We start from the raw sequence: 25,114 nt of genomic DNA, 5'->3' as shown, positions 1-25,114 counted from the left end.
CCTCCACCACGAGTCAGGACACCCACGTGCGCTTCCCCCCTGCCCGGATCCAGCCATCGGCCGAGCACCACTGGCGTTCACTGCCCGCGGCCCAGCAGCCGGTGTGGCCCGACGCCGCAGCGCTCGACCGCGTCCTTCGTGAACTGTCCTCCTACCCCGGCCTCGTCACGGCCGAGGACTGCGACCGGCTGACCTCCCGCATGGCCGAGGTCGCGCGCGGGGAGGCATTGCTCCTCCAGGGCGGCAGCTGCGCGGAGACCTTCGCGGACTCCTCGGCCGACCGTGTGGGCGCCCTGGCCGCACTCCTGAGCGACATGGCGGACGTCGTCGCCGAGGCGTCCTCGCTCCCGGTCGTCACGGTGGCACGCATGGCCGGGCAGTACGCCAAGCCCCGTTCGCAGCCGAACGAGACGCGGGACGGCGTAACGCTGCCCGCCTACCGTGGGGACGCCGTCAACGGTAGGGACTTCACCCCCGCCGCGCGAACGCCGGACCCGGTCCGCCTGCTGGAGAGCCACCGGTCGGCAGCGACGACCCTCTCCCACCTGCGCGCCATGCGACACGGACGCTCCGAGGTCTTCGTCTCGCACGAAGGGCTGCTCCTCGACTACGAGTCCGCGCTGACGCGCACCGATCCCCGCGGCGGGCGCCGCTACGCCGCCTCCGGGCACATGCTGTGGATCGGGGAACGGACCAGGGACCTCGCCGGCGCGCACCTCGCGTACTTCGCGGCCATCGCCAACCCCGTCGCGGTCAAACTCGGGCCGTCCGCCACACCCGCGATGGTGGTGAGCCTGGCCAACCGCCTCGACCCCCACCGCGAACCGGGCAGGCTCACCTTCATCGCGCGCATGGGTGCCGACAGGGTGCGCGACGTCCTCCCCGCCCTGGTGCTGGCAGCCGAGTCCTCGGGCTCACCCGTCTCATGGGTGTGCGACCCGATGCACGGCAACACGGTCGTGTCGCCGTCAGGCCGAAAGACGCGGGAGTTCTCGTCGGTGATGGAGGAAGTCCGGGGCTTCTTCGAGGTCCACCGGACGCTGGGAACGCACGCGGGTGGCGTTCACGCGGAGCTGTGCGCCGACGACGTCACGGAATGCACGGGAGGGCTCCAGCGCATCAGCGACGCCGACCTGGCGCGGCGCTACGAGACGGCCTGCGATCCGAGGCTCAACGGGACCCAGGCGCGTGAGTTCGCCGCCCGGCTTTCCGAGCTCGCCCGGGTGAACGGAACCGATCGCAGGCTTTCCGTCCTCTCCACCCTCTGACGTCTTACAGCCACAAGGCGCGGAGTGCACTATCCACCTCGGCGCTCCGGGAGCGGTCCGAGGGACCGCTCCCGCGGTCGCGGAACCGACACGGGACGGGCAGCCTGACGTGGCGGGATTGTCTCCTGGGCCAGGCCGGGCGCCCCGTCGGGGCGCCCGCGCCGCCGCCGAGGGCTGCTTTCCGTATGCGGCGGAGGTGCCGGACTCATGCCTGGCGGCGCGAAGTCGGGGCCGGTCGACGGTCACGCTCTGTAGCGAATTGCGCCGGATTGCGATCGGCCGGGGTCGGCACCCGTAGCAGCTTCGGCGTCCCGGCGGCGTCCGTGACCCAGAGCGAAGCGGGTCCGTATTGGTACTGAGCGTCGAATGGTGCGGCAACCGAAGGTTTATCATTCGATATTCTTCCGATCATCACCGTGCTCTTGCCCATGAAAGTTTTACCCGATGGGCTCGCCGCCTTGCTGGGGGTCGCACTAGCCGATGGAGTCGGTGAAGCCGCCGTGGTCGCAGGCGCCGATGGGATGGGCGAAACCGCTGCCGTCGCAGGCGCCGCCTCGGTGGGGGTGCTCGCGGCGACATTCCCGGCATGCGACGGCTCACCGCAGCCGGCAACCACCACAAGCAGGGTCGCTGACATGGCACTCGCCAACGTGAAACGCCACCGGCGGCGCGGATGTGGAACGGGCATAGCGGAGCTCTCCTTCGATCGTGTCGGTCGATCCGACGACCTTCAGTGGTCCGGCAGCCCGGAAAGGTTGCCTACCCGTGCGGACTTTTTTTGACAGGCGGAACGACGGGCAGAATCAGAGCGTGGTGGTGAACCGTGCTGCAGCTCGATGAGCTGCAGTTTTCTCGAGGGTTGGGTGGGGTAGCGGCCAGGGCGGGGCAGCCAGTGGACGGTTGGTTCTGTCCCTCAAGGAGGTGCGCAGTGCCGTCGGCGATCGCTTTGCTGGAGTGCCGTGAGGCGCTGGCGCGGGAAGAGCTCGAGTCCTGGCTGGAGGCGGTGCGGGAGGCCGAGGAGGGCGAGGTCGCCACACGTCGCGCGGACAGCGGGCCGGGAACGGCATCCGTGCAGGACAAGGTGGATGACTCACCGTCAGTGTCTGTGGCGGGACCGGCCGCAGTGGCGGCCGTTCCGGTGATCGTGGGGCAGGCGGTGCCGACGGGGACGGGTGGGGGCGTCGACCACGACCAGCGGCCGCCGCCCTGGCAGGCCCCCGCGAGCGGTGAGGAGCGGACGGTGTCCCGCCGCGCTCTGTACAACGCGTTCAAGGCTCACGACGCCGAGCGAGCCTCGACCGCGTAGGCACCTGAGCAGCACGTTCACATCGCCATGATCGGGCCACGGCCCCTTTCTCACGTATTCAGTTCCCACCCCCCCTCACACCCACCCCCCTCACACCCGCACCCCCACGCGCTGGCGAGGTCACGCCGAGATGCGCTACGCCTCACAGGGCGTCACCGGTCAAGAGATGTGCACAGTCGTGTTCGCGCAGCATGCGCATGACGGTGGCGGGTGAGGGGTGTTGTCCCTTCTTCGTGCCCGTGGTGATGACGAGCCGCTTGGCGATGTCGCGCAGGTGGAGGGCCATCACGGGCGCCTGGTGCGCGACCCCGCCGACTCCGCGACCTGCTGGCCGGCGCACGCTTCGGGATCGCGCCGTTTCGCGCGGGCCGTCCGTGGTCCATGAGCGTCATCGACTGCCAGGGCATGGGCCTGCCGGTCATCGCCCCGCGCACCGGGTGGCTGGCCGAGCTCATCGACGAAGACCGCCTCTTCGACACCGCCGACCAGGCCGTGGCCATCGGCACCCGGCTCGCCACCGACAGCGAGTTCTACCGGGTGCACGCCAAGCTCGCCCACGCCGCCACCGCCGACCTCACCCCCGCCCACGTGGCGGCCAGCTATCTGGAGGCCCTGCGATGACCACACTGTTCGACGCGGTGATGCTGTCGTACGACGAACCGCTCGCCGACAAGCTGCACGCCCACCTCCAGCCGGTGCTCGGCATCCGTGTGAAGCGGCTGCACGGCGTTGAGGGGATGCGCCGGGCCTACCGGATGGCCGCCGAGGTCGTCGACCGCGAACAGTTCCTGCCGGCCGACGGGGACTTCGTCCTCGCCGCCCGACCCTGTGGTGGTTCAGCTTTTGCCGGTCAGGCGCCAGACCTGGTTTTTCTTGGTGGCCAGGGCACTGGCGGAGTCACAGGTCCACTGGTGGACCAATGCTCCGACGGCGGTGGAGATCCCGCTGACGTCCACGCACTTGCCGCTGTGCAGCGCGACGAGCTGGTAGTCGTTGGCGGCGACATGCCGCAGCGTGAACTGCTGGTTCGTGCCGCCGTGGCAGGTCCACTGGTGGACCGCCTCACCGTTGGCGGTGGAGACACCGCGGATGTCGAGGCACTTGCCGCTGTGGCGGTTCACCAGGGAGTAGGTGTCCGCCACCCCTGGCACCGGACGGAAGTCGAACCGCTGTTCCTCACCGGCGCCGCAGGTGTACTGCCGGTACTGAGTGCCGTCGGTGGTGCTCTGGTTGGGGTCGTCCAGGCAGTGCCCGCTGTGCTGGGCGACGGCGGTTGACGAGAAGGTGGACTGGCCGGTGGTGAACTGCCACCAGTTCATATTGAACAGGTACCCGCTGCCACCGGCGAAGCGCAGGTACAGATCGTGGGTCCCGGTCGCACCGGTGACAGGGCACGAGACCGTGCGACAGGTCTGCCAGCCTCCGGTGCCCGACACCGTGCATGTCCCGACCGTCGGCCCAGTAGGACTGTCCAGGTGCAGCTCAACTCGGCCGCCGCTGGTGCCTGAGGCCACCCTGGCGGTGAACGAGCCGGCACCGGCGCCGAATGCTACGCCCTTGGCCTTGATGTAATCGCCGTTTGAACTGCAGGCCCAGTCGGACGCCAACGAACTCATCACCTGGGACATCAACGTCGACTCCACCGTGTGCCGGGCCCACCAGCACGCCGACGGGGCGCGAAAAAGGGGGATCTGCAAAAGGAGCCGCCCAGCGGTGTCGGCGCGGAGCCGGACGACCACGGCCTTGGGCGCTCGCGCGGCGGTCTGACGACAAAGCTGCATCTGGCCGTCGAGCAGGGCCAGAAGCCTATGTCGATCGTGATCACTGCCGGACAACGAGGGGACTCTCCGCAGTTCGAACCCGTCCTGGAGAAGATCCGCGTCTCCCGTCCCGGTTCGGGCAGACCGCGCACCCGTCCGAACCGGGTCCGCGCCGACAAGGCGTACGCCTCCCGCAAGAACCGCGCTTACCTGCGCAGGCGTGGTATCCGTTGCACCATCCCGGACAAGGCAGACCAGGCCCGCAACCGCAAGAAGCTGGGCTCGCGTGGTGGCCGGCCGCCCACGTTCGACGCTGAGGACTACAAAGCCCGGCACGCAGTCGAGTGCGGCATCAATCGCCTCAAAGGCACCGTGCCGGAGCCGCGAGATACGACAAGCTCGCGGTCCGCTACGAGGCGACCGTCCTCGTAGCGGCCATCAACGAGTGGCTGTGACCAAGCGGCTCAGGACGGGAAGCACGCCTCGGAGGTCGCCGCCGTCCACCGTGACGGTCGCCGCCGCCCGTGCTCCTGCCGAGGCGTTGAACGCCACACTCAGTGCGACGGAGGCGAACAAGGGCAGGTCGGAGCGGCTGTCTCCGACGGCCCCGCACAAGCGGGGAGGCAACCCGAGCTCTCGGGCCTGTTCGAGGGCGAAGTCTCGTTTGTCGTACTCGTCGAAGTGGCGGGCGACGCGGCCGGTGAACCGATTGTCGATGGTCTCCAGCCGAGGTCCGCTGAACGCGTGGAAGCCGAAGCGGTCGGTCAGGTAACTGCCAACCGGCGACCAGGCCAGAGTGGCCAGCACGGGCACCAACCCGTTCCGCCGGCACCAGCCCACGGTCTCCGTGATGCCCGAGACCAAGGGAAGTCCATCGAGCCAGCCAGAGACTTGCTCTTCGGATACACCTGCCCAGCCCTTGGCATCCAGCTCCGAAACCTGTCGATTGTCTAGGTCGCCGGAGGCGTAGGCATCCTCGGCCTTGGCCAACTCGTCCCGATGGCCAAGGAAGCCAGCCAGAAAGACCGACGAACTCGTGCCTGGGACGAGGGTGCCATCGACATCGAAGAACACGGCGCCCGCATGATCGGATGAGAACACCGGCCAAGGATGTCACCGCCACGCAAGACGCCAGATCCGGGGGTACCCCACTTACTTCCGATACGCGCCCTAACCCGGACCAAGCCTCCTATACCGCGCTGACCGGGCGGGTCGCCACCTGCTGGCGCCAGTGCGCGCGGCCGCCGCGCCACTGTCGTGGTGGTAGCGGCGGCAGTGGGCGGACCATTCGAGGTTTCCGCGGATCCATGTTCTCAGGACGTCGAGGTGGCGCACGATCTGGGGTGGGGCGGTTGGTTCGAGCCGGCTGGCGCCGGTCTCGAAGGCGGCGATCAGGTTGTCGCACAGCCGGGCGGTCTCGGTCACAGCCTCAGGCAGGCTGATGCGCCGCTCGGCCATCAGTACATGCGGGAGCAGGGTGGGTACCGGTCCCGGTTCCCGGGTTTCTTTGGTGTAGGACCAGAGGTCGTTGGCGATGCCGATGTGGTCGATGGCCAGGGTGGTCAGTTCCTGGACCCGCGGGTCGCCGAGTTCGTCAGTGGAAGGGGCGATGCCGCTGATCAGCGCGCTCAGCTCGATGCAGGGGCCGACCGCTCCGTTGCGGCGGCGCAAGCTGCGGTAGGCGTCGATGCCCAGGGGTGCGGCTCCCGCACGGACGGGGAGCTCCCAGGCCAGGGACAGTAAGGCCTCGCGCATTCCGTCAGCGAACCGCAGTACTTGGTGCGGGGCGGCCGAGCGCAGAAGGCGGTCGCGCAGGTCCGCGAGTGCCGCTACGAAGTGGTGAGTGGACGTCACCGGCAGGAAAGGCGGGTCGAGGACCGTGAGGAGCTGGGGCAGCAGTGTCAGGTAGGCGGCAGGGGCGTCCTGGCGGGCTTCGTCGCAGTAGGTGTCGTCGGTGGCGAACAGCCAGGTGTGGAACTGGGCGGTGAGTGAGAGCGGTGCGGGGTCTGCCGGGCCGGGGGTGGTGTAGGCGGCGAATTCCACGCCGCCGGCCCGTAGGTACCGTTCGCCGATGGGGAAGCGGTCCAGCCAGGTGGCCAGTTCCGTGCGCGCCAACTCCAGGTGGCCGGGGTCGGGCGGGGTGAAGGGGAAGGGGCAGTACAGGTCGGGGATCGCGAACGCGGTCACATTGCCTCCAAGGTTCTTAACGCCTGAGGTCCCTGCCAGGGCTGTTCGCTCCCAGCGGGTGCACCCGGGCCTGCCGGGTTGATGGCCGGGGCCGGGTTGCGGTGCGGGTTCAGCGGGGTTCAGGTCGGACGGGGGTGGGGGTGCGAGCCGTGCCCTGCGCAGGGTGGGGCAGTTGGCGAGGCTCGCGGGTCGTGGTGCGACTGGCTGTGGCTCAGGGCGGTGACCACCGCGATGGCGGGCCTCGGTCGTACCGATGGCGTCTCCGATGCATTCGTGGCGTGCGGCACCCAGGCCGAAGAAGCCCTGACGCCGAGCCGTGGTGACGGGCTCGGAGATGTGGCAGGCGGGGGAGGTCGTCGTGGTCCGATGCGTATATCGTCCGCGGGTCCGTGGATCAGCACGCGGGGCAGGGGCGCCAGCGCGGAGCGCGCCAAGCACGGGCCCTGGCCAAGGAGGGGCCGGACTCCCGGGGCATCTGGGGGCAGGCGGCTGGTTTCGGTCAAGAGGTTCTCTCGGTAAGGGTGGAGGCGATGGCCCGCAGAGCGGTGCTAGCGGTCTCGGGCAGGCCGGCTGCGGTCAGGGCCAGCTGCGCCTGGCGGTGGCGGGCCGCGATCAGTTGCTCGATCCCGTCGCGGGCACCTGTGCTCTCCAGCAGGTCGCGGATCCGTGCCACGAAGCCGGGGCCGGGTTCCGCGCCGCGCAACAGGTTCTCCAGCAGTTCGCGGTCGGAGCCGGTGGCCCGGTGCAGGGCGAGGGCCACCAGTGCGGTGTGCTTGCCTTCGCGCAGGTCGTCCGCGGGCTTCCCGGTCACCGCCGGGTCGCCGAAGACACCCAACAGGTCGTCTCGCAACTGGAAGGCCTCCCCCAGCGGTAGCGCGAAGGCACTCAGCGCCGAGAACAACTCGGCATCGGCGCCGGCGAGAGCCGCACCCAGGTGCAGCGGCCGCTCCACCGTGTACTTCGCGCTCTTGAGCCGGGCGATCCGCAGGGCCGCGTCAATGTCCGTACCCGGCTGGCCGGTGGCGAACAGGTCGAGGTACTGGCCGTACATCAGCTCCGTGCGCATCGTGTGCACCACCGCCGCCGCAGCACCGAAGCGGTCTTGACTCAGTCCGGCCGTGTGGAGCATCTCGTCCGACCACACCAGGGCGAGGTCCCCGAGCAGAATGGCCGCGCTGGCGCCCAGCCGGGCGGCGTCGGGGTGGCTGGGGTGGCGGGCGGCGAGAGCTTCGTGTGCACTGGGCTGCCCCCGGCGGGTGGTGCTGCGGTCCATGACGTCGTCGTGGACCAGGGCGAAGGCGTGGAACATCTCCAGCGACGCGGCCACCGCCAGGACCGGTTCCGTGTCGCGGCCACCAGCGGCCGCATACCAGCCGACGACGCAGAGCTCCGGGCGGATGCGCTTGCCTCCGGCCAGGACCAGATCCCGCAGAACGCCGGTGAACTCGGCCGGGAAGCCTTCCTCAGCGGCGAGCCGGGCCTTGGCGTCAAGGAAGCCGGCCAGGCGCGCATCGACGGCACGGCGAATACCGGCCAGGTCGAGCGCGCCAGCCCTGGGCGGGTCAGCGGTCTCGGACAACGGATCCCCCTTGGGCCGGGGCACGAGTGGTGGGCACGTCGAAGGACGACCAACAGGGTTCATACCCTGGCAAGACGCGGCTCACCGTGCCAGCGGTGACGCACCGAGGCAACCAGTGCCGAAGCCAAGCCGTGGGCGACCCTTCGGGATCATCGCCGACGCGGCACGCAAGTGGGGACGCTGGGGCTGGCCGACCGAGAAGACCATCAGGTCTGACTTAGACCGACAAAGGTGGAGTCCAGAAGTCCTTCCGGGTGGAGCCCACAAGTCACCGTCAAAGCCACCTGGTCGATGCGCCGCCGCCGTTCCAGGAGTGAGAGAGAAGCTCCCGGCCCGCAGTTTCGGGATGGCCAGTTCCGGGTCGCCTGCCTGCGTGGTCACCGTCTTCCCCCGGTGCCCGTTGCACCAGGTGGTGCGGGTGTCGGTGTGTTCGCCCCACTCGGCGCCGATCTTCGTGGTGGCCTCAGCCTGGATCGGTTTCTGCAGCAGCCGCTCGGCGACCTCGCGGACGAGTTCAAGACCAACGGCCGAACGCAGTGACTCGAGCAGGCGAAGTAGGTCATGCTGGGACAAGACCACCGTGCACCCCCTGGGGTCGAACTGCCCGTTCACTCCGGACAGTTGCACGGTAGCCTGCCAGTTGAGCAGGGGGCAGCCACCGGCAGACGGTGCACCCAAGGGAGCAGGACCCGCGCACTCAACCGCGGGGATCTCCTAGACCACACAGCGGGATGCCATCCACCTCTGTACCCGCCCGCAGTACACCATGGCGTGCTATCCCGGCGGTCGGTGCGGAACTCCTGGTCCGCAACCTTCACCGAGGAGCAGCCTGCGATGAAGACGCCTGAAGGTGAGACACGCATCCCTCGCCTACACATCCCCATCCCCTACGTGTGCAATCCGCTACAGGAACAGGCGAGCCGCAACATGTGGGAGTGGCTTGACAGCTACGGTCTGGTCCCGGCCGGACGGGCGAGGGAACGCACCCGGCGGAGCCAACCGGATCTATCGGCGGCGATCACCTGGATCCGAGCGGACCTGGACCTTCTGACCCTAGGCGCCCACTGGCTTGGCTGGGCATTCCGGGTCGACGACCAGTTGGACGAGGACGACCGTTTCCAGCGGTTTCAGGCCCGAGCGGAGGCTATCCGCGATTTCCGCGCGATCCTGCACGGCGAGGAGCCCGTTACCGTCTCACCCTTGACGGAGCCGCTGAGGGACCTGTGGGGCAGGACGTCCATGCTCGGCCCCGCCCCGTGGCGTGCGATGTTCCTCTACAACATCGAACAGTTCTTCGACACCTACGTCCAGGAGGCGCGCCTGGACGAGCTCGGCCACACACCGATCCTGCGTCAGCACATCGACCGGCGGGTGTACTCGGTGGGGATGCTCTGGATGTGGGATCCGGGCGAGGCGGACCTCGTGCGGCTTCTTCCTGACGATATCCGCAACAGTGAGGCGTTGTACCGCGTCCGCCGCGCCGCAGCGTTGCAGATCGCGCTGGTCAACGACATCTTCGGGTCAGTGCGCGATGAGTTCACCGGCTACCAGCACAATGCGGTCGGTCTGCTGCGCGGCCGCGACAGCCTCTCCTACCAGGAGGCGTTTGATGTAGCAGGTGCGATGGCCGACGAGCAGTTGGCGGTGTTCCTGCGGGAGCGTGCCACATTCGAGGATGATCTGGCCAGACGTGGTCTGCCCGACGACGCCCATACTGCCGTGATGGAGCACCTGGACCAGATCGCCGCCTCCGTGCGCGGCCAGCATTCGTGGCATGTCACGGTCGAGCAGCAACGCTACGCCCTGGATGACCTCCTGGATCCCGAGCAAGCGGATCTCCGCAGCTATCCTGACGATCTCCTGGCGGGCTATCAGGGCGGGTAGCCACCAAGTGGACCAGGCCGGCGACGGCTCGATCGGCGTCCGCTCACCCCCGGTGGGCTCACCTTCGCAGACCCGGCTTTCTGGTGGCGCGACTGTACGAGGCGCTGCACGACGCACTCACAGTCGCCGAGCTACGCGGTGCCCGCCTCGACGTCTCGGGGGACGGACCGGCCGGTCCGCCCCCGAGACTGCCCAACCCTGACGTCACCGCGCAGGCGCCCAAGTGCCGAGGCGGCGGGACCGCGATGTCCGCGTACCGCTTGCCAAGAGCGCGAGCCGAAAGTGCGAGCCGTCAGTGAGGCCGGCCCCCCGCACTCACGGGTTGATCGATCCCACCTGGGTGATCACCCAGCGGGACGCCGTCTCCTTGGTGTCCCGGAAGACGACGTCGGTTCCGACTGTTCCATCCGCGTGCAGCCACTCTTGGCTCTTGACATGCACGATGGACTTCGGGCTGCCGGAGGTGGTGTTCCACTTCTGATAGTCGCCGTCGTTGCACAATCCCGTGTAGACGTCTGCGCCGTTTCCGTCGAGGCAGTGCTTGTATTGGGGGTTTCGGAAGACGCCGTTGATGACGGTCCACACCTGGCTCGCCCTGCGGTCGCAGTTGCCGAGGATCACGTTTCCCTTGTTTGACGCGATGTTCGCCACCTGCAGGCAGGAGTTGGTGCTGTTTGCGTTCTTCACCTGGTAGATCGGTACCAGCGCCGCTGCCTGCGCCGAAGCCGGGGCGCCGGCCAGCAGCGTCGATCCCATGGCCAGCGCCGCCCCGGCGCCGGCGAGACGCGCGAAGTTCTTTTTGTTTTCCATGTCTTTTCCCCTTGAGTTCGGCGTATAGGTGGTTCTGCTCCCGGGTTGCCTCGAGACGTCCACAACCTGTCGCACGCCGTCCTCACGCCGTCCCCATCACGTCACCACCGGCCGGTGGGTGGGCGTTGCCGCGAACCCTGTGCTTTGATCTTCTTACTGGTGGCAAGGGGGAGAGGCCGAGAGGATGGACTTTCGCATTCTCGGTGCGCTGGACGTCCGGACAGGCTGTGAGCGGGTGCCGGTGCCCGGGGCGCGTCGCCAGCGACTGCTGGCAGCACTGCTGCTGGCGCCCAACATGGTGGTGTCGCTCTCCAAGCTCATCGAGATGACCTGGGACGACGAGCCACCCCCCACCGCCACCAAACAGCTGCGGAACTCCGTCTCGGCGCTGCGGGAATGCCTGGGTGACAGCGACCGGCGGCTCATCCTCACCGAGGAGCCCGGCTACCGGCTCCGCGTCGACACCGCCCGGCTCGACTCGCTCCGCTTCGCCGCCGGGGTGGCCGAGAGCCGCAGCCACGCCGCCGAGGGGAGACTCGAGCGGGCGGTCCAGCTGATCCGGCCGGCGCTGGGCCTGTGGCGTGGCCCCGCACTCGATGGGCTGGGCACGGCGGCCCTGGCCAGATCCGCCGCGCGGCTGGACGAGCAGCGGCTCAGCGCGCTGGAGCAGTGCGCCAGATGGCGGCTGGAACTCGGCGAGCACCACGAGGTCGTCGACGATCTGGCGGATCTCGTGCACGACCACCCACTGCACGAGGGCCTGCACGCCCAGCTGATGGCGGCGCTCGACCACGGTGGCCGACGCGCGGACGCGCTGGGTGTCTTCCACCGCCTCAGAACCCGCCTCGCCGAGGAGCTGGGGGTCAGCCCGGGCCCCAGCACCCAGCGGCTGCACGAGCGGATCCTGCGCGGTGAATCCGGAGCCCGCCGGGTCGACCGGGTGCGGCGGGACGATCCCGGCGGGGCGACCGGAGCCCTGCCCGCCCCGAGGCCGCCTCAGCCCGCCACGCCACCGGTGCCCCGTCAGCTGCCACAGGCGATCCGCGACTTCACCGGCCGTGCCGACCACCTGGCGGCGCTCGACGCGCTGTTACCGCCCGCAGGCGGTCAGGCAGTGGTGATCTCCGCCCTCGACGGTTCAGGCGGCGTGGGCAAGACGACCCTCGCGGTGCACTGGGCCCACCGCGTCCAGGGCCGCTTCCCGGACGGCACACTGCACACCAACTTGCATGGTTACGGGCCCGGCAGGCCCGCGACCCCGGACGAGGTCCTCGACGATTTCCTGGTCGCTCTCGGCGTACATCCGGCGGCGGTGCCGGCCGGGACCGGCGCCCGCTCGGGACTGTTTCGCACGCTGGCGACGGGGCGACGCATGCTGATCGTGCTGGACAACGCCAACAGTGCGGAGCAGGTCCGGCCGCTGCTGCCGGGAGCGCCCGGGTGCATGGTGCTGGTGACCAGCCGCGACAGCCTGACCGGGCTGGTGGTCACCGAAGCCGCGCACCGGATCACCCTCGACGTGCTGTCTCCGGACGAGGCCTCGTCCCTGGTCGTGGGCATCATCGGCCCCGCTCGCGCCCAGGCGGAGCCGGCCGCGGTGGAGAGCCTCATCCGGCTGTGTGCGCGATTGCCGCTCGCGCTGCGGATCGCCGCCGGGCGTGCCGCCGCGTACGAACATGTCGCCGTCGCCGACATCGCCGACGAGCTCGCCGACGAGGACTCCAAACTCGACGCACTGAGCTGGGGCCAGGATCCCTACGCCGCGGTCCGCAACGTACTCCAGTGGTCCTACGCACAGCTGCCGGCAGCTCAGGCGAGCCTGTTCCGGCGCCTCGGCCTGCACCCCGGCCCGGACATCTCCACACCCGCAGCCGCGGCCCTCGCGCGCCTGCCCCCACACACGACACGGCAACTGCTGCGGGCGCTGGCAGACGCGCACCTCATCGAACCGGTCGCGCACGACCGATACCGCTTTCACGATCTACTGCGCGCCTACGCCGGCGAACTGGCCGGTGCGCACGACTCCGAGGCCGAACGGGGACACGCTCTCGACGCGATGCTCACGTGGTACGCCCACACCGCGCACACCGCCGACCGCCTGCTCTACCCCGCCTGCACCCGTGTGGTGACGAACCCCACCGAGTCAGCCCATCCACACCTCCTGGCCGGCCGTGACGACGCCTGGGCGTGGTTCACCGCGGAACGGGCCAACCTCGTCGCCGCCCTGCACCACGCTGTCGACACCGCCATGGACCGGTACGCGCTGCACCTCGTCGACGCTCTCGGCTTCCTGGTGCTCATGGGCGGCTGGCAGGAGCGCGTCGACACCGCCACCGCGGCCCTGCACGCGGCGCGGCGCTCCGGCCGGATCGATCACGAAGCCAACGTCCTGCTCGCTCGTGGGGAGGCGATGGCACACCTCCAGCATCCGGACGCGGAGCGGGATCTCATCCGCGCCTGCGCCCTTGCCAAGGACGTCGGCAACAACCACATCCAGATCGCCGCCCGCACCGAACTCGGCCAGCTGCTGCGCCGACAGACCCGCCTCGTCGAGGCGCTGCGCCACTTCGACGAGGCGCTCGTGCTCAGCCGGGGCTTCGACACCGGGCGATGGGAAGCGGTGGCGGAAGGCAACATCGCCGTACTCCACGCTGACCTCGGCAACCCCCGCCTCACCATCGAGCACGGCATCCGAAGCGCTCGACTGCGCCGTCGGCTCGGCGACAGGGACGGTGAGGCATGCGCGCTCTCGGCCATCGCCAGGGGCATGCAGGGCATCGGCGACCATGACAGGGCTGTCGTCCTGTGCCGGCGCGCCGTCGACCTCGGTCGCAGGTCCATCGGCAGCCACGACGAGACACTGGCCTGGCCCCTGGCGGTCCTCGCCACGTCATTGGACGCCCTCGGGCGTACGGACGAGGCCCTCGCCTGTCGGCGAGAGGCCGCCGCCATCTACACCGATCGAGGCCTGGACGCCGAGGCCGACGCGATGCGGCAGCACATCCGACGCATCCATACGGCAGATCCCGGGCCCGCCGACTCCTCGACCTGGTTGCCGCCGGGGCCCCGGTAGCGGACCTTGTAGAAGTGCGGGCACTTCGCCCAGCGGGAGGGCGTGTGCTCGCAGTCCTTGAAGAAGCTGCCCATCCCGCGGGCCAGTGTCGTGGCTGCCATGCGCCCGGACTCCTCGGATACCGATGCTGACGGTTTGCTGACCGTCAGCGATCCGATGCCCACTTGACCTGCGAAAACGTTGCTGCGCCGCGCTTTGTTCTGGAACTGGATCGGACGGTCCCAGGAGGACATCGAGGGCTTCCGCGAGGACTGGACGAAGGGCACCCGCTACGGCGAGGTCAAGGGCTACGACGGCGCTCCGATTCCGGCTCCGGAACTGCCCCCGACTCGCCTGAAGCCTAGGGGAAGAGTGCGCTGACCTGCGCTGATGTTGTCAGGGGTGGGCCGGGCGGAGAGGTCGTCGCTTCGTTCCGGTTCCCCTGGCCTGGCGGACGCCCTTGCGGTCTCCAGGCAGGCTTCTTGATCTTGGGGTCGCGTTCCGTGCCGACCCTTTGCTGACTCAGGCCAGTCGTACGCCGGGTCCTTGTCCGCCTTCGGCCTATGCGACTGACGTGCCGTCGGGATTCCGGCCGTGTCGTGGCGGACCCGGCGCTGCTGGTGCGGCCTGATGGGACACCGGGCGCATGGAACGGGCAGCACCGGACATACGACGGTACGTCAACCAGCTTGTAGGCAGGCAGGGTTTGCCCGCCTTCCGTACGTTCGCCGAGGAAGTGAGACGACATGCCGCTGACATTCCGGAAGAGCTTCAGGATCCTGCCCGGTGTCCGCCTCAACATCAACCGCAAGTCGTGGTCGATCACCACCGGCGGCAAGCACGGCCCCCGCCGCACCCGCAGCAGTACCGGACGCCGCACCACCTCGATGAACCTGCCCGGCCCTTTCGGCTGGCGCAAGACCCGCCGCGGCTGATCCGCCAGCGGCCCGCCGACTCCACGCCCCCGGCCGCGTAGGCCGGGGGCGGCCCGCGATACGGTGCGGGCCGCGTTGCTCTTGAAACTGCGGCCGCGGATGCGACCCCGGTGATCTCGGAGCGGATCAGCCGGCGTCGCTCCGTCGATCCGTGCCTGGACAGGCCGCCGGACGCGGTTGGTGCCTACTCTGGATGTGAAGTCTCAGGCGAAGTGGAGGCACCATGCTCGTCCTCGGCGTCATTCTTCTCATCATCGGGTTCGTGACCGGAATTTCGATCCTGTGGACCATCGGGATCGTTCTGTTGGTCGTCGGAGCTGTTCTCTGGATCCTCGGAGCGGCGGGCCACGCCGTCGGGGGCCGGAATCACTACTGGTGACGGACGGAGGGCCCCTTCCATGGCCGTCCGCAGTCATCTGATCCACTGCCCCCCCGCACGTTGTCTGGGAGGTGCTCGCCGATCCGAAGCGCTACGGGGAATGGGTGGTGGGACCGTCAGAGTCCACGCCGCTTGATCACGTTTGGCCCGGCGTCGGATCCCGGCTCCGGTACACCGTGCGGCTGGGCCCTTGGACGGCCGAGGGGACCCCGACCGGCGCGGATCTTTCTGCAGCTCCGGCCCTGGGGTGAGGAGACCCTGGTCGTGTGCGACGAGCATCCCCTGCGCGGGTTGGGCGGGAGTCTGCACAACCCGGCCGTCGAAGTCCTGCTCCAGCTCCGCCACCGGGGGATGCTCGCCCGGCTCGCAAGGGTCGCGGAACAGGGCCGGACAGAGGGCGCCCGGTGATGCGGGAGTGCGCGGGGACGTCGGGGGCCGGAATGCCGATGGAGGGCTGCCGTGACACGCTGAAACGGGGGATCCAGCCGGTCCCGGCCCCGCAAGCCGGCTCCGCAACCCATGGGAGACCGGCATGGTCAGTGACGCCAGCAGACCCCGAGCGGGCAACGCACACCCGAGCCCCTGGCATGCGCCCACATCCGGCACCACGATCCTGGCAGCAGCCTTGATGATCTTCGGTGGAGCGATGGCGCTATTCGAAGGGATCGCGGCCGTCAGCAAGGACGACCTGTTCCTCGCGACGCGGCACTACGTGTTCGAGTTCAGCCTGGCGGGCTGGGGCTGGATCCACCTCATCCTGGGCATCGTCCTCTTCGCCGCCGGCTGCGCCGTCCTCAGCGGAGCCCTCTGGGCGCGCTTCTTCGGTGTTGCCATCGCGGGGCTGGGCGCGATCGCCAACTTCCTGTGGCTGCCGTACTACCCGCTGTGGGCCCTGGTGCTCATTGCCGTCAACTTCTTCATCATCTGGGCACTGTGTACGGGTATGCGCCGAGAGGCGGATACGGGCCCGGTCGCCTGACCTGCAGACCCGCAGACCCGCAGACCCGCACCGTGCTCGGTGGGGACCTGCGGTCGGGCGGATCCGACGGGCTGCGCCGTGACGGTTCCGGACCGTCAGAAGGAGACGGCGTCGCGGATGAGCGGGCAGGTCATGCAGTGTCCGCCACCGCGCCCGCGCCCGAGTTCGGCGCCGACGATGGTGATGACCTCGACACCGGCCTTGCGTAGCAGCGTGTTCGTCTGCGTGTTGCGGTCGTACGTGAAGACCACGCCGGGCTCCAGGGCGACCGCGTTGTTGCCGCTGTCCCACTGCTGGCGCTCGGAGGCGTACGCGTCCCCGCCGGTCTCGATGACCGTCAGGCGGGGCAATCCGAGGCCCTTGGCCACGACGTCGACGAACGGGCTCGATCCCTCGTCCGTGATCTCGACGCCCACAGGCTTGTCGCTCGGGCGCAGGGAGAAGGTGTGCACCGCGTCCATGATCTTGGGGTAGAGGGTGACGATGTCGCGGTCGGCGAACGTGAAGACGGTGTCGAGGTGCATGGCGGCGCGCAGTTTGGGCATGCCCGCGACGATGACGTGCTGGGCCGCGCCGTTCTTGAACAGGGACGCGGCGACTTGAGTGATGGCCTGGCGGGAAGTGCGTTCGCTCATTCCCATCAGGACGACGCCGTTGCCGACCGGCATGATGTCGCCGCCCTCGAACGTGGCCTGTCCCCAGTTCTGTTCGGGATCGCCCCACCATACTGTGGAGGCCTTGAAGTCGGGGTGGAAGGTGTAGATCGCCTTCATCAGGAGCGTTTCATCGTGCCGGGCAGGCCAGTACAGCGGGTTCAGCGTGACGCCGCCGTAGAGCCAGCAGGTGGTGTCACGGGTGTAGAGGGTGTTGGGGAGGGGCGGCATCAGGTACTCCCGCGCACCGGTCGCCTCGCGGGCGAGCGCGACGTAGCCGGACCGGAAGTCGTCCGGCAGGTCGGCGGTGGACAGGCCGCCGATCAGGAAGTCGGCCAGCTCACGCGGGGCGAGGGTCTCGAGGAAGGCCCTGGTGTCGTCGAGGAGGCCGAGGCCGACCTCGTTGGTGGTGATCTTCCGGTCGAGGAGCCAGGCCCTGGCCTCGGCCATGGCCATGGTCTCGGCGAGCAGATCGTGCAGTTCGACGACCTCGACTCCGCGCTGGGTGAGCTTGTTGACGAAGTCCGCGTGATCGCGCTGGGCGTTCTCCACCCACATGACGTCGTCGAAGAGGAGGTCGTCCGCGTTGGTGGGGGTCAGGCGGCGGTGCGCGAGCCCGGGTGCGCAGACCAGGACCTTACGGAGCCTGCCGACCTCGGAGTGGACGCCGAAGGCGGGCCGGGGGGTGCTGTCGGTGCTCAACGCATCGCGCCTTTCGTCGGATGGATCGGAGATCGGTGATCGGGTCTTGGGCGTCCCGCTCGGGGACCGGTGGTCAGGTACGGATCACAGCTCGATCCAGCCCATGGCCAGAGCGAGCACCCCCACGAGAGCGCCGGCGACGGAGACGGCACAGATGACGGCTTCTCCGGGGGAGAACAGGCGCCGGTTCTGCTCCCGCCGCGCCTTGACGAACAGGAACGTGGCCGGGGCGTAGAGGATGAAGGAGACCAGGACCAACTTGAGTCCGGCGGCGAACAGCAGGAACGCCGTGTACAGCGTGGCGATCACCGCGATCACCAGCTCCCCGCGCGTGTTCCGCCCGACGGTCTCCTCGCGGTCCAGCCCGAAGGTGACCTTCACGGCGAAGGCGGCGGCGAGCAGGAAGGGGATCAGGCTCAGGGCGCTGGTCAGGTCGAGCGCGAAGTTGAACGCGTCCTCGGAGAACATCGTGACGATCAGGACGACCTGGCTCAGGGACGTGGTCATCAGCAGCGCGGGTACCGGCACGTCCTCGGAGGTGGCCCGCCCCAGGAACCGGGGCATGTCCTTGTCCTTCGCGGCGACGAAGAGCACTTCCGCGGCCATGAGCGTCCAGGCCAGATAGGCACCGAGGACGGAGACGATCAGGCCGACGCTGACGAAGACCTTGCCCCAGGTGCCGACCGCGTGCTCAAGGACACCGGCCATGGACGGCTGGCGCAGCTCGGCGATCTCGGCCATCGGCATGATTCCGTAGGACACGATGGTGACCGAGGCGAAGACGGCGAAGACGCTGAGGAATCCCAGGACGGTGGCGCGCCCGACGTCCTCGCGACGCTTGGCGTGCCGGGAGTAGACGCTCGCCCCCTCGACGCCGAGGAAGACGAAGACGGTGGCCAGCATCGTCCCGCGGACCTGGTTGAACAGTGAGCCGGCGTAGTCGGCGCCGCCCCAGTTGGCTGCGAAGACGTCCGCGTCGAGGCAGAACAGCGCGAGGACGACGAAGACGAGGATGGGTACGACCTTCGCCACGGTCACGATCTTGTTGATCGCGGCCGCCTCCTTCACTCCGCGGCGGATCAGCAGGAAGAACGCCCACAGGCCGACCGAGGAGAGGATGACGGCGAGGAGGGTGTCCCCATCGCCGAGCGCGGGCCAGATCGCGCCGATCGTCGACATGATGAGCACCCAGTAGGTGACGTTGCCGACGCACGCGCTCGCCCAGTAGCCGAAGGCGGAGAAGAACCCGAAGTACTCTCCGAATCCGGCCTTGGCGTAGGCGTACACGCCCGCGTCGAGGTCGGGCCTGCGCACCGCGAGGGTCTGGAAGACGAACGCGAGCATCAGCATGCCCGTACCGGCGATGGCCCAGGCGATCAGGGCGCCCGCGACCCCCGTCTCCTGGGCGAAGCGGCGCGGTAGGGAGAACACACCGGCGCCGACCATCGAGCCGACCACCATCGCGGTCAGTGTCAGCAGCGTCAACTTGACGGCCGGCCGGCCCGCGGTGGTCGCCGCGTCCTTGGTCTCGGCGTTGCTCATGGCTTCCTTCGTCTACGACTCTCGGTGGTGGGAGCGGCCGGCTACTGGCCGATGGAGGCCCCGGGTCCGGACCCGGCCCCGGATCCGGCCCCGGATCCGGACCCGCCCTCGGATCCGGTCACCGGCCCGGCCTCCGGCGGTGCGATTTTCTCGATCTTGAACCCGGTGATGCCGTAGAGGACGCTCAGGGCGGGGCTGGCGTAGTTGAAGACCGCGAACGGGGCGTAGGCCAGGGTGGAGACGCCGAGCACCGCTCCCATGAACGCGCCGCATGAGTTCCACGGGACGAGGGCCGAGGTGACCGTGCCGCTGTCGGCGCAGAGACGGGACAGGTTCGTCGGTGCGAGCCCGCGCTTCTCGAACTCCAGACGGAACACCCGCGACGGCAGAACGAGCGCGATGTACTGGTCACCGGCGACGACGTTCAGGCCGAAGGCGCAGGCGAACACGGTGAGGAACAGTCGGCCGGTGCTCTTCGCCGAGCGGATCAGAGGGTTCACGAGCCGGGCGATGAGCCCGAACTCCTCCAGCAGGGCTCCGAAGGTGACCGCACCGATGATCAGCCAGAGAGTGAGGAGCATGCTGTCCATGCCGCCACGGGAGAGCAATTGGTCGATCAGCGGGATGCCGGACTGGATGGAGAATCCGTTCGCCATGGCGAGCCAGATGCCCTTCAGCGACTCCAACACGAGGCCTCCGGAGCCGGCGACGAAGTCCCGCATCACGGAGGGCTGCAGGAACGCGCCGAGCACGCCCGCGAAGAGGGCGGAGGCGATGAGGGCGAGCGGGGCCGGCACCTTCTTGACCGACAGGAAGGCCAGGAGGGCGAGAGGCAGAAGGTTCAAGGGAGTGATGTGGTAGATGTCGCCGAGCCGGGCGAGCTCGATTTCCTCTCCGACCGGATTGACCACGTCGGCACTCTTGACCAGGCCGATCACGAGGAAGACCGCGAAGGCGACGACGAACGCGGGAAGTGACGTCCACGCCTGGCGTTTGATGTGCTCGTGGACGTCGACCTTCACCATCTGGGCGGTCAGCACCGTCGTCTCGGACAACGGGGAGAGCTTGTCTCCCAGGTATGCGCCCGAGATCACCGCGCCGGCTGTGATCGCCGTGGAAACGCCGAGCATGTCCGCGACTCCGACCAATCCCACACCGATCGTGCCCGCGGTCGTCCAGGAACTCCCGATGCTCAGGGCGATGGCGCCGCAGATGACGGCCGTGGCCGCGTAGTACCAACTGGGTGAGAGCACCTGGATGCCGTAGTACACCAAGGTCGGGATCGTCCCGGACAGGTTCCACACCCCGATCAGGGCGCCCACCGCCAGGAGGATGAACACCGCGCTGGTGATCGACGAAAGGGCGCGCTGGCCTGCCTGCTGCACCGCACTCCACGTATGGCCGTTCTTCATCGCGACCAGTGCTGCGGCCATGGCACACAGCACCAGGGCCACCTGGATCGGCCCGTCCAGTGCGTCGAGCCCGAAGAGGGCCAGCGACCCGGCAACCAGAGCGGCCAGCACCACCAGGGGCACGATCGAGTCGAGCAGGGACGGTTCGCGCACTGGCGGCTCCGGCGCTTCGCCCTCGTCCGCGTTCCGCATCCCGGCCCCGTTCACGCGTGGGCATTGGCCGTGATGCCGAACCCCTCCGACGAAGTAGAATATCAACCTAAATCGGTAGATATCTCGGAATTGGGTGAGTGTCGCCGCACGACGGCCGCCCGCGCCGACCGGGCCGCATCCCGTGGGCACGGTCGGCTGCACCTCGTCGACCGGTCAGTAGATGGCCGTGAGGCGGTCGAAGCGGCCGGGGTGCCGGGTCATTCCGCGTAGTCGTTGCCCTGGAGATGCAGCGAGCGCAGGGCCGCCTCCAGGGTGAAGCGGCGGTCCGGGTCCGTGATGCGGTCGCCCAGGCGGGCGTCCAGGTTGCGCAGGCGGTAGCGGACGGTCTGTGCGTGGACACCGAGTACCTCGCCGACCTGATCGGCGGGGGCGCGCGTGGAGATGTGGACGCGCAGCGTCTCGACCAGGCGCCCGCGCCGGGAGCCGGTGAGCCCGCTGAGCGGGGCCAGTTCGCGGGCGGCGATGTGGGTGACGAGCGCCGGGTCGGACAGGAGCCACAACGTTGTCAGGTGGTCCTCGCAGTGCACGACCGGTCGGTTGGGCACGATCCCGTCGTCGATGAGCTGGAGCACCCTCCTGGCCCACCGGATGGAGTCGGCGGCCTGCGGCGGTGGCACGGTCAGGCCGATGACGGCCGAGGCGCCCGCCAGGGCGGATTCGAGCATCGCCAGACGCTCGGGGGTGAGGGGGCCGGGGATCAGCAGGTGCGGCTGCGGGATGCCGAGATCGGCGAGGACGTCCCGGTCCAGGCAGGTCCGTATGGCGTCGGGCGCCGGGGCCCGTAAGGCCACCAGGGTGCACTGGGCGGGGAGTTCCCAGGCCGTCTGCTCGCACAGCTCGGCGATGGTCGCCTGCGGCAGGGGCGAGCCGGCGAGGATGAGGTGGAGCAGTTGCCTGCGTAACGCCGACACCTCGGAGGCCGCACGCGCCCGTACCTCCGCGTACCCCTCGCGCGCGAGCGCCTCCAGTTCGTCGACGTACGCGAAGAGCGCGTCCGCGAAGGCGAGGATCAGCGAGGGGGACAGCTTGTACCGGCGGCCGATGGTCTTGGCCCGGCGCAGCGCGATGCGCGCGCCGAGCCGGTAGGCCCCCTGGAGGGTGTCGAGGTCGCGGCCCTCGTAGGCCTCCACCCGGCCGAACTTGCGGAGGAGTTCGTCGCGCAGGACCGAGCTCGCGCCGGGGTCGGCGACGCGGTCCACGAAGGTGCCCAGCGCCTGTTCCACACCCTGGCGGATGGCATCCGCGTTGGGGCCGTTGAGGAGCCTGGTGTAGACCGGATAGGCGCGCTGGACTTCTACTCTGATCTCCTTGATGAGGCCCGGGACCTCGGGCCTCATCAAGGCTGCGAACTCCTTGGGGAGCGGATCGAGCGGTTCGCCGATGTCCGGCGTCTGTGCGATTGAGGGCATGACCGATCCCTTGCTCTCCTGCGCGCCCGATGGGGAGCGGCGTGGCAGCACCCTGGCTGACTGGAGGGCGCGGGCGCGGCCCGTCAGGTCCATACCTGTTTGTGGTGCTGACGCTAAATCAAGTTGCTTGTGCTGTACACCACGTGAGCACGAGTCGCGCCGGAGGAAGGGGCGGGGTCGGTGTAATCGGCCGGGAATCGGCCCTGGATGGCGGTTACTTGACTGCGGAGTGCCAGTTGCGGGAGAGCTGCTTGCCTGCGTCGGGGGCCACCGTACCCGGGGCGTAGAGCCCGCCCAGGTAGGTCTGGGTGTTGTTCAGGGTCAGGCTGTTCTTGCCGGCCGCCGAAGGCAGGCCGGTCTTGAGGTTGACCGCCGCGTCGATCAGGCCGAAGATCCCCAGGCCGCAGCCGCTGGCGCCGGGGACCGCGAAGGACGTGTCGTACTGGGTGGAGCCGAGGAGGTTGAGGCGGCTCATCTCGCCCTCCTCGTTCGCGCTGCCGTCACCGTTGAACCGATCCACCCCGAACTCCGGGTAGTTGCGGTTCTTCGGCTGCAGGAGGATCGGGTTGGCCTTGGTGCCGATGTAGCAGTTGCTGCCCAGGAACGGGTTCTCCAGGTGAATGCGGACGGGGATGTTCACGATCGTCTGGTCGGTGACGACGCCCGCTATCTGGTCGAAGTTCGAGGGGGCGCCCACCGACTCCAGGGTCGCGGTGATCTTGTTGAGCTTGCCGTCCGACAGCTGCTGGCAGATGGCCGTGATGCCAGGGATGTTGCTCGGACACATCAGCCCGAGGAGGCCGCCGGGCACCGTCGCGGAGTCGGCGATGATCGCCCCGGAGGAGGGCGCGACAACGACGCTGGTGCCGTCGGAGTTCTGGACGACTCCCATCTGGAGGTTGCTGTTGCCGGTGAGGACCGTCGTGTTGCCGAGTTTGATGGACCCGCTGGTGGAGTAGGAGACGACGCACTGGGGCGCCTTGTCCAGGCCGTCCGCGCCGAGCATTGCCGGCGAGTCGACCGGGCAGCGGGTGAACGGACCCCAGCTTCCGTTGAGCGCCGGTGTGGCGGCGGTCGCCGTACCGAGGGAGGCGAACGCGCCGAACGCGGTCAGCGCCGAGAGGGTGGCGAGCCGGGTGCGTGCGGAGGCGAGTGGCATGGAGGTGCCTTTCGGTGACGGGGGACGTTCAGGTCTGTGGTGCGGGGTGCGGGGTGCGGGGTGCCAGGTGGCGGGGGTCCGGAGGTGTGGGGGTGCGGGGGCACGGAGGTACGGGTGCGGACGTGCGTGGTGCGAGGGTGGGGATCAGCGCTCGGGCTTCGGGACCACGTACGGCTGGAGGTCCTCGGTGCACTCGCCCTCGGTCGGTTGCGCCACGCTGCAGGTCTGGCCCTGCATCTGCTTGATGTAGTTGCCGGAGCCGGAGATGGACGCGGTCAGCAGCCGGTCCAAGTCCTCACCGCCCGCCCCGCAGCCGGTGAACGCGGGGACGGTCACCTCGCCCGTCAGGGGTCCGCCCGAGGACAACTGGTACCCCGTGGCCGGCTCGCCGGAGATGATCACTCCCTTGCCGAGCATCACCAGGTGCGGGCCGGGATGCGCGCCCGGGTCGGGCTCCGGGGAGCTGAGCGGGCCCGCGGTGCGGCAGGAGGGGCCGACGTCCAGGCGCGTGCCGTTGACCTTGACGTCCAGTACGCGCAGGACCAGCGGAACACGCACATAGGTGGTCGCGTAGTTGTTGCCCGTGCTGAAGTCGAGCAGGACGTCCGCCGCGACGCTCATCGGCCCCGCCTGCTCCAGCACCATGGTCGCCGTCGTCGGGGTGAAGCCGAAGGTCAGGAAGGTCGACGTGAACGGCGGGGTCTGCTTGCGGCCTTGGTGGTCGAGATTGCCTTCCGAGTTCTGGATGATGTGGAAGGTTCCGTCCGGGAACGGGACGAAGTCCGCGGGCCCCTGCTCGATCTGCACGCAGGACAACGGGATCAGTGAAGCGCCGCCCAGTTTGCTGACGTTGGAGTAGCCCGTGATGTATCCGGTGAGCGACTGGCTGGTCGGGTTCTCCTTGACGCAGCGCGGCGCGGGCGGCCTGACGGCCGCCGGGCCGGAGCGGGCATCGCCGACCTTCGGCGCCTTGCCCTTGTCCTTGTCCTCGCCCTTGTCCCCGGGCGTCGGCGCCGCAGGGCCCCCGGGCGCTGTCGACCCCTTCGGAGTGCCGGGGCCCGTCGATGGCGCGGGGTCCTTCGGTCGCCCGGACGCCGGGGCCGTGGGGCCCGACGGGGAGGGCGAACCGCTCGGGGCAGGGGTGTGGGCGGTCGGACCGACCGGGACGGTGGCGAGCAGGCCGTGGCCGGCCGCGTCCTTCGCGAGGGTGCAGTCGAGGGTGAGGGACGCGGGAGTGGCGGGTGCGAGGGACGCGGGAGTGGTGGGTGCGCCGTCGGCCGTACCGAGGGCGAGGTCGACGGCGAGGTCCGTGGCCGTGAGGGTGAGGTCGCCGTCGGCGACGGCCGTCACGGTCGGGGCGTCGCCGGTGGTGGTGAGGGTCAACGGGCCCTCGGCGGGGACGGCGACGGGCTGGGCGGCGCCGGTGCCGCGCCAGAGGGCCTGGGTCTTCGCCCCGTGCTGGGCGACTTCGAGGGACAGCCTGGTCTCGGGCACCACCGTGGTGGCCTTGAGGGCCGCGAGATCGGCGATGGCCGGGGCCGGAAGCTCGACCGTTGTGCTGACCGCGGTGGGGCGGATCGCCTCACCGGTGGTGGCCCGGCCGGGGAAGGTGGCCTTGACCCGTACCGCGACGCGTTGCTGTCCCGAGGGCAGCGCGCAGTCGTAGGGCAGCTTCGCGGTGACTTCCCGCGACCCCACCGCGGCGGCGGCCGAGGAGATCAGGGGGGCGAGCGCCACGAAGGCGGCGATCGCAGCACCGCGTGCGCGCACGCGCGGCGTCCGCAGGGCGGGACGGTGGCCTCTCATCACTTGCTCCGCTCGGGGATCGTCCGGGGCACGACGGCCGGCGGGGCCGGTCGGCGTGCCTGGTCGGCGTGGGTCGGCG

At 69.3% G+C, this 25,114-nt stretch carries 23 protein-coding genes and 1 pseudogene; 11 read left to right on the top strand and 13 right to left on the bottom strand.

Annotation, left to right across the window (positions count from 1 at the left end; genetic code table 11):
• The first annotated feature begins 26 nt into the window (after window positions 1-26).
• Together ACIQV3_RS21270 and ACIQV3_RS21265 are read left to right on the top strand one after the other, a co-directional pair.
• Window positions 27-1,268, top strand: coding sequence for a 3-deoxy-7-phosphoheptulonate synthase class II (locus ACIQV3_RS21270; RefSeq protein WP_403713981.1), 1,242 nt, complete (start codon window positions 27-29; stop codon window positions 1,266-1,268).
• Window positions 1,269-2,196: 928 nt separating this feature from the next.
• Window positions 2,197-2,574: a hypothetical protein gene (locus ACIQV3_RS21265; RefSeq protein ID WP_403713980.1), complete on the top strand. Its 378-nt coding sequence runs from the start codon at window positions 2,197-2,199 to the stop codon at window positions 2,572-2,574.
• Between the two features lie 142 nt (window positions 2,575-2,716).
• Here ACIQV3_RS21265 and ACIQV3_RS21260 read toward each other — a convergent pair whose 3' ends face one another.
• A complete protein-coding gene (locus ACIQV3_RS21260) occupies window positions 2,717-2,860 on the bottom strand; it encodes a hypothetical protein (RefSeq protein WP_403713979.1) in 144 nt (47 codons plus the stop codon).
• Window positions 2,861-2,955: 95 nt separating this feature from the next.
• Between ACIQV3_RS21260 and ACIQV3_RS21255 the strand changes: the two genes are divergently transcribed.
• Complete coding sequence (locus tag ACIQV3_RS21255) at window positions 2,956-3,195, top strand: hypothetical protein (protein WP_403713977.1); 240 nt, start codon at window positions 2,956-2,958, stop codon at window positions 3,193-3,195.
• Window positions 3,196-3,410: 215 nt separating this feature from the next.
• Here ACIQV3_RS21255 and ACIQV3_RS21250 read toward each other — a convergent pair whose 3' ends face one another.
• Window positions 3,411-4,409: an RICIN domain-containing protein gene (locus ACIQV3_RS21250; protein WP_403713976.1), complete on the bottom strand. Its 999-nt coding sequence runs from the start codon at window positions 4,407-4,409 to the stop codon at window positions 3,411-3,413.
• On the opposite strand from ACIQV3_RS21250, the gene ACIQV3_RS21245 reads away from it, so the two are divergent.
• Entirely contained in the window at window positions 4,338-4,766 is a 429-nt protein-coding gene (locus ACIQV3_RS21245) for a transposase (RefSeq protein WP_403714139.1), read from the top strand. The genes ACIQV3_RS21250 and ACIQV3_RS21245 overlap by 72 nt on opposite strands.
• 6 nt (window positions 4,767-4,772) lie before the next feature.
• On the opposite strand, the gene ACIQV3_RS21240 is transcribed toward ACIQV3_RS21245, so the two are convergent.
• The 4 genes from ACIQV3_RS21240 to ACIQV3_RS21225 all read right to left on the bottom strand — a co-directional run bounded on the left by ACIQV3_RS21240 (window position 4,773) and on the right by ACIQV3_RS21225 (window position 8,679).
• Window positions 4,773-5,435 (bottom strand): HAD family hydrolase, encoded by a 663-nt coding sequence (locus ACIQV3_RS21240; protein WP_403713975.1) that lies wholly within the window; start codon window positions 5,433-5,435, stop codon window positions 4,773-4,775.
• 69 nt (window positions 5,436-5,504) lie between these two features.
• Window positions 5,505-6,521 (bottom strand): hypothetical protein, encoded by a 1,017-nt coding sequence (locus ACIQV3_RS21235; protein WP_403713973.1) that lies wholly within the window; start codon window positions 6,519-6,521, stop codon window positions 5,505-5,507.
• Window positions 6,522-7,020: 499 nt separating this feature from the next.
• A complete protein-coding gene (locus ACIQV3_RS21230) occupies window positions 7,021-8,100 on the bottom strand; it encodes a polyprenyl synthetase family protein (RefSeq protein WP_403713972.1) in 1,080 nt (359 codons plus the stop codon).
• 81 nt (window positions 8,101-8,181) lie between these two features.
• Window positions 8,182-8,679 carry a transposase gene (locus ACIQV3_RS21225; protein ID WP_403714137.1) on the bottom strand — a complete coding sequence of 166 codons (498 nt, stop codon included), beginning with the start codon at window positions 8,677-8,679 and terminating at the stop codon, window positions 8,182-8,184.
• A gap of 255 nt (window positions 8,680-8,934) precedes the next feature.
• Between ACIQV3_RS21225 and ACIQV3_RS21220 the strand changes: the two genes are divergently transcribed.
• On the top strand, window positions 8,935-9,984 hold the full coding sequence (locus tag ACIQV3_RS21220; RefSeq protein WP_403713971.1) for a sesquiterpene cyclase: 1,050 nt from the start codon (window positions 8,935-8,937) through the stop codon (window positions 9,982-9,984).
• A 315-nt stretch (window positions 9,985-10,299) separates the two neighbouring features.
• Here ACIQV3_RS21220 and ACIQV3_RS21215 read toward each other — a convergent pair whose 3' ends face one another.
• Window positions 10,300-10,794: a ricin-type beta-trefoil lectin domain protein gene (locus ACIQV3_RS21215; protein ID WP_403713970.1), complete on the bottom strand. Its 495-nt coding sequence runs from the start codon at window positions 10,792-10,794 to the stop codon at window positions 10,300-10,302.
• Between the two features lie 184 nt (window positions 10,795-10,978).
• On the opposite strand from ACIQV3_RS21215, the gene ACIQV3_RS21210 reads away from it, so the two are divergent.
• From ACIQV3_RS21210 to ACIQV3_RS21185, 6 genes and pseudogenes are all read left to right on the top strand, one after another.
• Window positions 10,979-13,867 carry an AfsR/SARP family transcriptional regulator gene (locus ACIQV3_RS21210; RefSeq protein ID WP_403713969.1) on the top strand — a complete coding sequence of 963 codons (2,889 nt, stop codon included), beginning with the start codon at window positions 10,979-10,981 and terminating at the stop codon, window positions 13,865-13,867.
• Window positions 13,868-14,062: 195 nt separating this feature from the next.
• Window positions 14,063-14,227, top strand: a pseudogene (locus ACIQV3_RS21205) (pirin family protein); the annotation flags it as partial.
• 365 nt (window positions 14,228-14,592) lie between these two features.
• A complete protein-coding gene (locus tag ACIQV3_RS21200) occupies window positions 14,593-14,781 on the top strand; it encodes a DUF4236 domain-containing protein (protein WP_403713968.1) in 189 nt (62 codons plus the stop codon).
• Between the two features lie 223 nt (window positions 14,782-15,004).
• Window positions 15,005-15,160, top strand: a complete 156-nt coding sequence (locus ACIQV3_RS21195; RefSeq protein ID WP_403713966.1) for a DUF6131 family protein — start codon at window positions 15,005-15,007, stop codon at window positions 15,158-15,160.
• 264 nt (window positions 15,161-15,424) lie between these two features.
• Window positions 15,425-15,568, top strand: a complete 144-nt coding sequence (locus ACIQV3_RS21190) for a hypothetical protein (protein WP_403713965.1) — start codon at window positions 15,425-15,427, stop codon at window positions 15,566-15,568.
• 124 nt (window positions 15,569-15,692) lie between these two features.
• Window positions 15,693-16,139, top strand: a complete 447-nt coding sequence (locus ACIQV3_RS21185; RefSeq protein ID WP_403713964.1) for a hypothetical protein — start codon at window positions 15,693-15,695, stop codon at window positions 16,137-16,139.
• Window positions 16,140-16,234: 95 nt separating this feature from the next.
• Here the strand turns inward: ACIQV3_RS21185 and ACIQV3_RS21180 are convergent, their stop codons facing one another.
• The 6 genes from ACIQV3_RS21180 to ACIQV3_RS21155 form a co-directional block, all read right to left on the bottom strand.
• Entirely contained in the window at window positions 16,235-17,494 is a 1,260-nt protein-coding gene (locus ACIQV3_RS21180) for an arginine deiminase (protein WP_403713963.1), read from the bottom strand.
• Window positions 17,495-17,578: 84 nt separating this feature from the next.
• Window positions 17,579-19,036 (bottom strand): basic amino acid/polyamine antiporter, encoded by a 1,458-nt coding sequence (locus ACIQV3_RS21175; protein ID WP_403713962.1) that lies wholly within the window; start codon window positions 19,034-19,036, stop codon window positions 17,579-17,581.
• 41 nt (window positions 19,037-19,077) lie between these two features.
• Window positions 19,078-20,601, bottom strand: a complete 1,524-nt coding sequence (nhaC, locus tag ACIQV3_RS21170) for a Na+/H+ antiporter NhaC (protein ID WP_403713961.1) — start codon at window positions 20,599-20,601, stop codon at window positions 19,078-19,080.
• 257 nt (window positions 20,602-20,858) lie between these two features.
• A complete protein-coding gene (locus tag ACIQV3_RS21165; protein WP_403713960.1) occupies window positions 20,859-22,070 on the bottom strand; it encodes a helix-turn-helix domain-containing protein in 1,212 nt (403 codons plus the stop codon).
• Window positions 22,071-22,284: 214 nt separating this feature from the next.
• Window positions 22,285-23,229: a hypothetical protein gene (locus ACIQV3_RS21160; RefSeq protein ID WP_403713959.1), complete on the bottom strand. Its 945-nt coding sequence runs from the start codon at window positions 23,227-23,229 to the stop codon at window positions 22,285-22,287.
• Window positions 23,230-23,373: 144 nt separating this feature from the next.
• The gene (locus ACIQV3_RS21155) at window positions 23,374-25,035 is read right to left on the bottom strand and encodes a DUF6801 domain-containing protein (RefSeq protein ID WP_403713957.1); all 1,662 of its coding nucleotides are present in this window, start codon (window positions 25,033-25,035) and stop codon (window positions 23,374-23,376) included.
• Window positions 25,036-25,114: the final 79 nt, after the last annotated feature.

The organism is Streptomyces sp. NPDC099050 (genome assembly GCF_044759865.1).
Lineage (GTDB): Bacteria > Actinomycetota > Actinomycetes > Streptomycetales > Streptomycetaceae > Streptomyces.
This window is presented reverse-complemented; position numbering and strand designations above follow the sequence as displayed.

What these genes read in the sequence shown, in the direction of transcription:
- ACIQV3_RS21215 (WP_403713970.1), bottom strand. Translation starts at nt 10,794, where the DNA reads ATGGAAAACAAAAAGAACTTCGCGCGTCTCGCCGGCGCCGGGGCGGCG.
- ACIQV3_RS21175 (WP_403713962.1), bottom strand. Translation starts at nt 19,036, where the DNA reads ATGAGCAACGCCGAGACCAAGGACGCGGCGACCACCGCGGGCCGGCCG.
- ACIQV3_RS21165 (WP_403713960.1), bottom strand. Translation starts at nt 22,070, where the DNA reads ATGCCCTCAATCGCACAGACGCCGGACATCGGCGAACCGCTCGATCCG.
- ACIQV3_RS21200 (WP_403713968.1), top strand. Translation starts at nt 14,593, where the DNA reads ATGCCGCTGACATTCCGGAAGAGCTTCAGGATCCTGCCCGGTGTCCGC.
- ACIQV3_RS21255 (WP_403713977.1), top strand. Translation starts at nt 2,956, where the DNA reads ATGAGCGTCATCGACTGCCAGGGCATGGGCCTGCCGGTCATCGCCCCG.
- ACIQV3_RS21220 (WP_403713971.1), top strand. Translation starts at nt 8,935, where the DNA reads ATGAAGACGCCTGAAGGTGAGACACGCATCCCTCGCCTACACATCCCC.
- ACIQV3_RS21185 (WP_403713964.1), top strand. Translation starts at nt 15,693, where the DNA reads ATGGTCAGTGACGCCAGCAGACCCCGAGCGGGCAACGCACACCCGAGC.
- ACIQV3_RS21155 (WP_403713957.1), bottom strand. Translation starts at nt 25,035, where the DNA reads ATGAGAGGCCACCGTCCCGCCCTGCGGACGCCGCGCGTGCGCGCACGC.
- ACIQV3_RS21260 (WP_403713979.1), bottom strand. Translation starts at nt 2,860, where the DNA reads ATGGCCCTCCACCTGCGCGACATCGCCAAGCGGCTCGTCATCACCACG.
- ACIQV3_RS21195 (WP_403713966.1), top strand. Translation starts at nt 15,005, where the DNA reads ATGCTCGTCCTCGGCGTCATTCTTCTCATCATCGGGTTCGTGACCGGA.
- ACIQV3_RS21210 (WP_403713969.1), top strand. Translation starts at nt 10,979, where the DNA reads ATGGACTTTCGCATTCTCGGTGCGCTGGACGTCCGGACAGGCTGTGAG.
- ACIQV3_RS21160 (WP_403713959.1), bottom strand. Translation starts at nt 23,229, where the DNA reads ATGCCACTCGCCTCCGCACGCACCCGGCTCGCCACCCTCTCGGCGCTG.